Source organism: Anabaenopsis sp. FSS-46, from assembly GCF_029891665.1.
GTDB lineage: Bacteria > Cyanobacteriota > Cyanobacteriia > Cyanobacteriales > Nostocaceae > Anabaenopsis > Anabaenopsis arnoldii.
Genome location: NZ_JANQDG010000112.1, coordinates 1 through 7,494, shown reverse-complemented (window position 1 = coordinate 7,494; position 7,494 = coordinate 1). Strand labels below are relative to the sequence as shown.

Genomic DNA, 7,494 nt, shown 5'->3' with positions numbered 1-7,494 from the left:
AAAATATAATTAGCAATTGGTATGAAGTACAGAGGAATCTATTTACTTCTGTTGTCCGTGAGCATATTTTTGCTAATCTTAATAGCGATCGCATGATCTAGCCATCATAGATCATGTTTTTTGTCAATGCGTAAGTCCTATAAATGATTATACTGTTTATTCAATTTCCCCAATACCTAGGATTTTAGCCATGGTTTTACCGACTCTTTCACCACAAACTATTGATCATCGGTGGGGGGACATCATCCTAGTTCTCAGTCTGACCAGCAGAAATAGTTAAAATTTGGGCTTGGCAAAAATTACGTAAACAATCATGGTGGATGACTCTTACTTAATCAAAAAAATCACTAAATTTTTAGTAAAAATATTGAAGTATCCAGTGATTATTAGCACTGTAATTGCCACAGTGTTAATACTGGGATTGCAGAAACTGCAAGTATTACAGGTACTGGAGTTAAAGGTCTATGACCAGATGATGCAAATGCGTACTGATCCCGGTAAAGATCCCCGTTTATTAATTGTCTCCATCACCGAAGAGGATTTGCAAAGATGGGGTTGGCCTTTATCTGGTGAAGTACTCAATCAGCTTTTGAGCAAACTCGAAGAACATCAACCCATTGCGATCGGTTTAGATATCTTCCGTGATTTACCTGTACAACCAGGTCATGAACAACTTCTACAACGCTTAGTGCGGAGTGATTCGATTATTTCTATATGTAAACATACCAATGTTCGAGAGCCTGGTATTGCAGCCCCTGCGGGAGTAAAACCCGGGCGGGTAGGATTTAGCGATCTTGTGGAAGATACAGATGGTTTGATTCGCCGTAATCTCATAGCAGTGAAAGTGGAAAAGTCTGACATTTGCCAAAGTAGCTATTCCTTAAGTTGGAGGTTAGCCCTGAAATACTTAGCACTGCAAGGCATTCCACTGCAATCAAACGTGAATCAGGAACTACAATTAGGTGATGTGATATTTACACCCCTCAAAAGTAACTCTGGGGGTTATCAAAATGCAGATACCAGAGGCTACCAAATCTTACTGAATTACCGTTCCCCAGGTAACATTGCCGAAAAAGTTACTGTTACACAAGTACTTGCAGGTAAAATTACGCCAGATTTAGTCAAAGACCGAATTGTTTTAATTGGTTCCACAGCACCGAGCCTAAAAGATATATTCAATACCCCATTTAATACTGGAAAAGCTGATAATTCCGGTAAGATGGCAGGGGTAGAAATACATGGACACATGATTAGTCAGATTCTGAGTGCGGTTTTAAATAACCAGCCTCTGTTTTGGTTTTTACCCGGTTGGGTTGAAGTTCTCTGGATAGGGTCATGGTCTGTACTGGGGGGATATTTAGCCCGGCGTCTGCGATATCCATTCAGCTTAGGACTGCGGTCAGTCGCATCTTTGCTGGTTTTATTTGTGGGTAACTTTGTAATTTTTACCCACGGCGGATGGTTTCCCGTGGTTGCGCCTGCATTGGGTCTGGTAGTTGCAAGTGTAAGTGTGCTGGCCTATAGCGCTCATGATAGTCAACGGGAGAAAAAACAAATTATACAACTGTTGCAAGCACAAAAAGAATTAATTGCTGAGTTGCAAAAACAACAAACAACTGTCACACCCACACCAGAGCCTGATTATTTAGGAAAATTACTCACAACCCAGACATTACTGGGAAAGCGCTATCAAATTATCAATAATTTAGGGCGGGGAGGATTTAGCGAAACTTACTTAGCCCAAGATATTCAACGCCCAGGAAATCCCCTGTGTGTTGTGAAGCAGATGCGCCCTGTCCGTCAAGATAAAGAATATCTGAATCTAGTCAAACGGCTATTTCATACCGAAGCAGATATTCTGGAAATCCTGGGTAAACACCCACAAATACCCCAACTACTAGCTTTTTTCTCAGAAAATAATAATTTTTATTTAGTCCAGGAGTTTATTCCAGGTCATACCTTGAAACATGAGTTAACTTCCGGGATATGTTACTTACGGTCTGAAGTCATCAACATCCTCACAGAAGTTTTACAGATACTGGTTTTTGTCCACAGCTATGATGTCATTCATCAAGACATCAAACCCAGCAACTTAATGAGGCGAACAACAGATGGACACATTGTCTTAATTGACTTTGGGGGTGTGAAACAACTGCAAGCCCAAAACCATGTCTTAGATTCAATTATCTTTGCTTCTCGTGGTTATGCACCTCCTGAACAAATGAGTGGTATACCAAAACTCAATAGTGACATTTATGCTTTGGGAATAATTGCCATACAAGCCTTAACAGGGCTAAATCCTCAAGAAAAAGAGTTTGGTAGGGATCTGAAAACTGGTTTCATCATTATTCCTGCAGTATCTCCTAGTGGTGAGCAGACTTGGCAAGATTGGTCGGAACTAGCGGATACTACTGAGGAATTGACCAGAATATTAAATAAAATGGTACATCTCCACTCCTATCAAAGATATGAGTCAGCAATGCAGGTGTTAGAGGATATTAATAACTTGCTCTCAAAACATAGTGGGAGCGTGAGAACCCCTACGCTTTAGCGAGGGGATGAAACCCGACTCAAGGGGATTTATCCCCATGTTTCCTCATTTCCCGCAACGTCTTAAACAACTTTGTCCAGAATATGGTATAAAAATAACGCTGACTGAAGAAGCGTATACATCAAAAGCCTCTTACCTGGATGGCGATCGCCTCTACAAACATGGTGAAAAACCCAATGGATGGAAACCGTCAGGTCAAAGGGTAAAACCCGGATTGTACAAAACTTCTGCTGGGATACTGGTAAACGCTGACTGTAACGGTGCTGCAAATATCTTAACAAAAGTAGCCGCACAGCTAGGTGTTAGCCTAGCCAAGGTGAGTAGGGGAGCTTTGACACTCCCAAGACGAGTTGATTTCTTTAAAGGATTAAGTAAATCATATCGTAAACATTGAATTTTGAGGATTTTTCATATTGTTTACTTAACCACGTTGCGCTATATACTAAAAATACTTATAAACACACAATATTCTTTATTAAGGAAAAACCATGCACAATCGTACGGTCAGGGTAAATACATGGCTCCAGTCTTAAAGCAGACACTGAAAGATGTTGAAAACTGTAAAGGTGTATTTTGCCAAATCAAGAGAGGTTGGCTGGGTAGGATCTGTTGTAGTATATTTTTCGTCGTCATAACAAATCCAGCATATGCCAAGAGCTATGAGCAGATGATGACACCAATCGCCGGTAGGCCTGATATTATAATAACACAGGAATCTACACTCGAAACCCATCCCCCCCCGACTAATACTGCACCCCTAGAAGCTATTCCTAGTCAATTTAAAGTTCAAGGATTTGAATTTTTAGGTAATACGGCCTTTAGTGACGAGAAATTAAGGGCAGAAATTCAAGATTTTCTTGATCAAAAAATTACCTTTGCTGATTTACTAACAGTAGAATCGCGGTTAAATAAGTTTTATGTTGATAATGGTTTTGTTAATTCTGGGGTGGTAATTGAAACTCAAAACCTTTCTGCTCAAGGTGCAGTAGTCAAAGTTACAATCATAGAGGGAGGTATTGAGGATATTAAGGTTAGGGGAACCCAACGCTTAAGACCGGAGTACATCCGTTCCCGGTTGGCTTTAGCTGCACAAACTCCCCTGAATCAAAATCGCATCCTAGAAGCCCTACAACTTTTGAAACTCGATCCTCAAATTCAAAATATATCGGCACAATTAACACCAGGAGTGCGGCCAGATTTAAGTTTATTAGAAGTTACCGTGACAGAAGCCGATACTTTTCATATCGATATCTTTACTAATAACGGTCGCTCTCCGAGTGTAGGTACATGGCGACGGGGGATTAAAATTAATCAAGGTAATGTCTCCGGTGATGGTGATAGTTTAACTGTGAGTTATGCCAATACTGATGGTAGTAATGTCATAGATTTGAGCTACACTATCCCCTTGAATCCCAGCAATGGTAAACTGCGATTAGCCAGTGGGTTGACCAGAACTAACGTCACCGAGCCGCCCTTTGACCGACTGGATATTACTGGCGACTCTAGCTATTACGAAGCTGGTTTGAGTCAACCATTATTTCAAACTCCTAATCAAGAATTCGGTTTAAGTGTGATTTTTTCCCATCAACACAGCCAAACTAAACTGGAAGCGGAAGGTTTTCCTATATCTCGTGGTGCTAATAATGATGGGAAAACTCGTATTTCTAAAATTGCTTTCTCTCAGAATTGGCTAACACGCAAGCCAACCTCAGTATTAGCTTTTTACTCTCAATTTAATTTAGGGGTGGGATTATTTGATGCTACTATTAACAATCAGCTGCCCGATAGTCGGTTTTTTTCATGGCGTGGACAAGGGCAATATGTGCGTGCCTTAAATCAAAAACGTGATATGTTACTGCTGCTGCGTTCTGATTGGCAGTTAGCTACAGAAACTCTTGTGCCATTGGAACAGTTTAGTGTCGGGGGAATTTCTAGTGTGCGGGGTTATCGTCAGGATGCTCTATTAACAGATAATGGCGTTGTCGTCACAGCAGAGGTTCAGTTACCTGTGTGGCGACTATCCAAAAATGAAAGCGTGTTATCGGTGATTCCCTTTGCAGATTTTGGGGTCGGGTGGAATAGTGATCATACAGTTAAATTAAATACTAATACTTTGATGGGTTCTGGCTTAGGTCTGCAGTGGCAGACTGGTCAGTTAAAAGCTCGTATTGACTGGGGAATTCCCCTGATTCATGTCAAATCTCAGGATAGAACATGGCAAGAAAGCGGTTTATATTTCTCTGTGGAGTCCAGGTTATGAAAATTCCAGGGTTAATCAAACATCCCAGTTATCAGTTATTCCTTCAGATATTCATCGGCTTAATTACTACTGCAAATATGCAGATGGTAAACGCCCAACTCACACCAGACAATAGCTTAAACTCCACAGTCAGGAATGATACAGTAAATAACCGTGACCTGATCGAAGGGGGAGCCATCCGTGGGAGTAACTTATTTCATAGTTTCACTGATTTTAATGTCGGCGCTGACAGAGGGGTTTATTTTAGTCACCCCGATAATGTTGGTAATATTTTAACCAGGGTGACGGGAAGTAATCCTTCTAGTATTTTGGGAACCTTGGGAGTGTTGGGTAATGCTAACCTGTTTTTAATTAATCCCCATGGTATTAATTTCGGTGCTAATGCTCGGTTAGATGTCAAAGGTTCCTTTGTGGCTGCCACTGCGGATAGTATTATCTTTGATAATTATGAGTTTAGTAGCACAGATACCACAGTAGCGCCGTTATTAACTGTGAATGTTCCCAATGGGTTAAGATTTCGGGATCATCCAGGAAATATTACCCTGACTAATTCTCGTCTGAGTATTCCAGAGGGTAAAACTTTAGCTTTGATTGGGGGTGATGTCAGCCTGAATAACACTCAAATCAGCTCACGGGGGAGTACAGTACAGTTGGGTGGTTTAACTCAAGCCGGAAGGGTTGATATACATGAAAACTTGGGTTTGAGTTTTCCCGATAGTTTGGGTGGCGCAGCCACAAATATCACCAGGGGAAATATCAGCATCAGTAATGGTACTTCTATTGATGTTGCTGCTGGGGGTGGTGGGAGCATAACAATAAATTCCCAAAATTTACAGATAACTGGAAATAGTCAGCTGCGTGCTGGGATAGCACCGGGGATGGGTTCACCAGATGCCCAAGGGGGAGATAGTCAGATTAATAATACTGATAAAATCACCCTGGATAACTCATTCATATTTAATGGCGTATTCGGCCAAGGAAATGGGGGGAATATCCACATCAATACTTCTACCTTAACTGTGAAAGACGGTGGTTTTATTGATGCCGGTATATCTGGTAAAGGTAATACAGGAGCAATAACCATTACAGCTACTGACGGAGTGACTCTGACGGGGGAAAATAGTCAAGGATTTAGTAGTTATATAGCTAGTACTATACTACCGACAGGAGAAGGAAATAGTGGGGCTATCACTATTGATACTTCTACCTTAACCCTGGAAAACGCAGCTAATCTTAATGCCTATACTTCGGGTAAAGGTAATGCCGGCGCTATTAAAATTACAGCATCTGATGGAGTGACTCTCAGGGGGGAAAATAGTCAAGGATTTAGTAGTTATATAGCTAGTACCGTACTAAGTACAGGAGAAGGAAATAGTGGCGGTATCACTATTGATACTTCTACCTTAACCTTAGAAAAGAATAGTTTTATTAATGCTAGTACCTTTGGTAAAGGTAATGCCGGAGCGATAACCATTACAGCTACTGATGGAGTGAGTCTCAGGGGGGAAAATCGTCTGGGATTTAGTGCTTATATAGCTAGTACCGTACTACGTACAGGAGAAGGAAATAGTGGCGGTATCACTATTGATACTTCTACCTTAACCCTGGAAAACGCAGCTAATATTAATGCCAGTACATCTGGTAAAGGTAATGCCGGAGCGATAACCATTACAGCTACTGATGGAGTGAGTCTCAGGAGGGAAAATAGTCAAGGATTTAGTAGTTATATAGCTAGTACCGTACTACGTACAGGAGAAGGAAATAGTGGGGCTATCACTATTGATACTTCTACCTTAACCCTGGAAAACGGAGCTAATATTAATGCCAGTACCCTTGGTAAAGGTAATGCTGGAGCGATAACCATTACAGCTACTGATGGAGTGAGTCTCAGGGGGAAAAATCGTCAAGGATTTAGTAGTTATATATCTAGTAGAGTAAGACCTACAGCAGAAGGAAGTAGTCGGGGTATTACTATCAACACTTCCACCTTAAGCCTGGAAAACGGTTCTTTGATTACCGCTGATACTCGCGGTAAAGGTGATGCAGGGGTGATAACAATTACGGCAACCGAACAAGTAGCGATGTCAGGCATCTCTTTTGACAGAGGATCAAACAGAGATGTGGGCGGCATTTTAGCCTTCACCCTCACAGATAACAATGCCGGTAACATCACCATCAACACCCCCAGATTCCAAATTTCCGACGGAGCCGGAGTAGAAGCCTTTACCCAAGGCGCAGGTAACGCCGGTAATGTTACCATCACCGCACCTCAAATCGTCGATATTGGGGACAACAGTAAAATCATCGTGGAAACCTCCTGCGGCGGGCGACCGGGTAACATTAAGATTAATACAGACACCCTGAACATAAGTCAAGATGCTCAACTGAGTGCCACCGCCACTGCCACTAATACCCAAGGCGGCGGTAGTATCACCCTTAACAGTTCTAACTTAAACATCTCCGGCAAACTCGGTATATTTGCCGAAACCCAAGGACAAGCCCCCGCCGGTAACCTTACTTTACAACCCTATAACAATCAGCCCAACCTGAATATCAACTTTACCGACAAGGGTTTTATTTCTGCCTCCACCACCGCCGCTGGAGCCGGGGGAAATATCATCCTCACCGCCCCCCAACAGATTAACATTCAGGGTAATGGTAAAATCTCTGTGGAAACATCAGG

General features: G+C 41.8%; 4 protein-coding genes. All 4 read left to right on the top strand.

Going from position 1 to position 7,494, the window contains the following annotated elements:
* Nucleotides 1-313: 313 nt before the first annotated feature.
* Complete coding sequence (locus tag NWP21_RS13775) at nucleotides 314-2,551, top strand: CHASE2 domain-containing serine/threonine-protein kinase (protein WP_280793126.1); 2,238 nt, start codon at nucleotides 314-316, stop codon at nucleotides 2,549-2,551.
* Between the two features lie 37 nt (nucleotides 2,552-2,588).
* A complete protein-coding gene (locus tag NWP21_RS13770) occupies nucleotides 2,589-2,945 on the top strand; it encodes a zinc ribbon domain-containing protein (protein ID WP_348519780.1) in 357 nt (118 codons plus the stop codon).
* Between the two features lie 273 nt (nucleotides 2,946-3,218).
* Nucleotides 3,219-4,811, top strand: coding sequence for a ShlB/FhaC/HecB family hemolysin secretion/activation protein (locus tag NWP21_RS13765; RefSeq protein ID WP_280793125.1), 1,593 nt, complete (start codon nucleotides 3,219-3,221; stop codon nucleotides 4,809-4,811).
* On the top strand, nucleotides 4,808-7,494 hold a 2,687-nt coding region (locus NWP21_RS13760; RefSeq protein ID WP_280793124.1), incomplete at its 3' end, for a filamentous hemagglutinin N-terminal domain-containing protein. The genes NWP21_RS13765 and NWP21_RS13760, both read left to right, overlap by 4 nt.

Coding starts and splice junctions, on each gene's coding strand:
- NWP21_RS13775 (WP_280793126.1), top strand. CDS start 314: ATGGTGGATGACTCTTACTTAATCAAAAAAATCACTAAATTTTTAGTA.
- NWP21_RS13770 (WP_348519780.1), top strand. CDS start 2,589: ATGTTTCCTCATTTCCCGCAACGTCTTAAACAACTTTGTCCAGAATAT.
- NWP21_RS13765 (WP_280793125.1), top strand. CDS start 3,219: ATGATGACACCAATCGCCGGTAGGCCTGATATTATAATAACACAGGAA.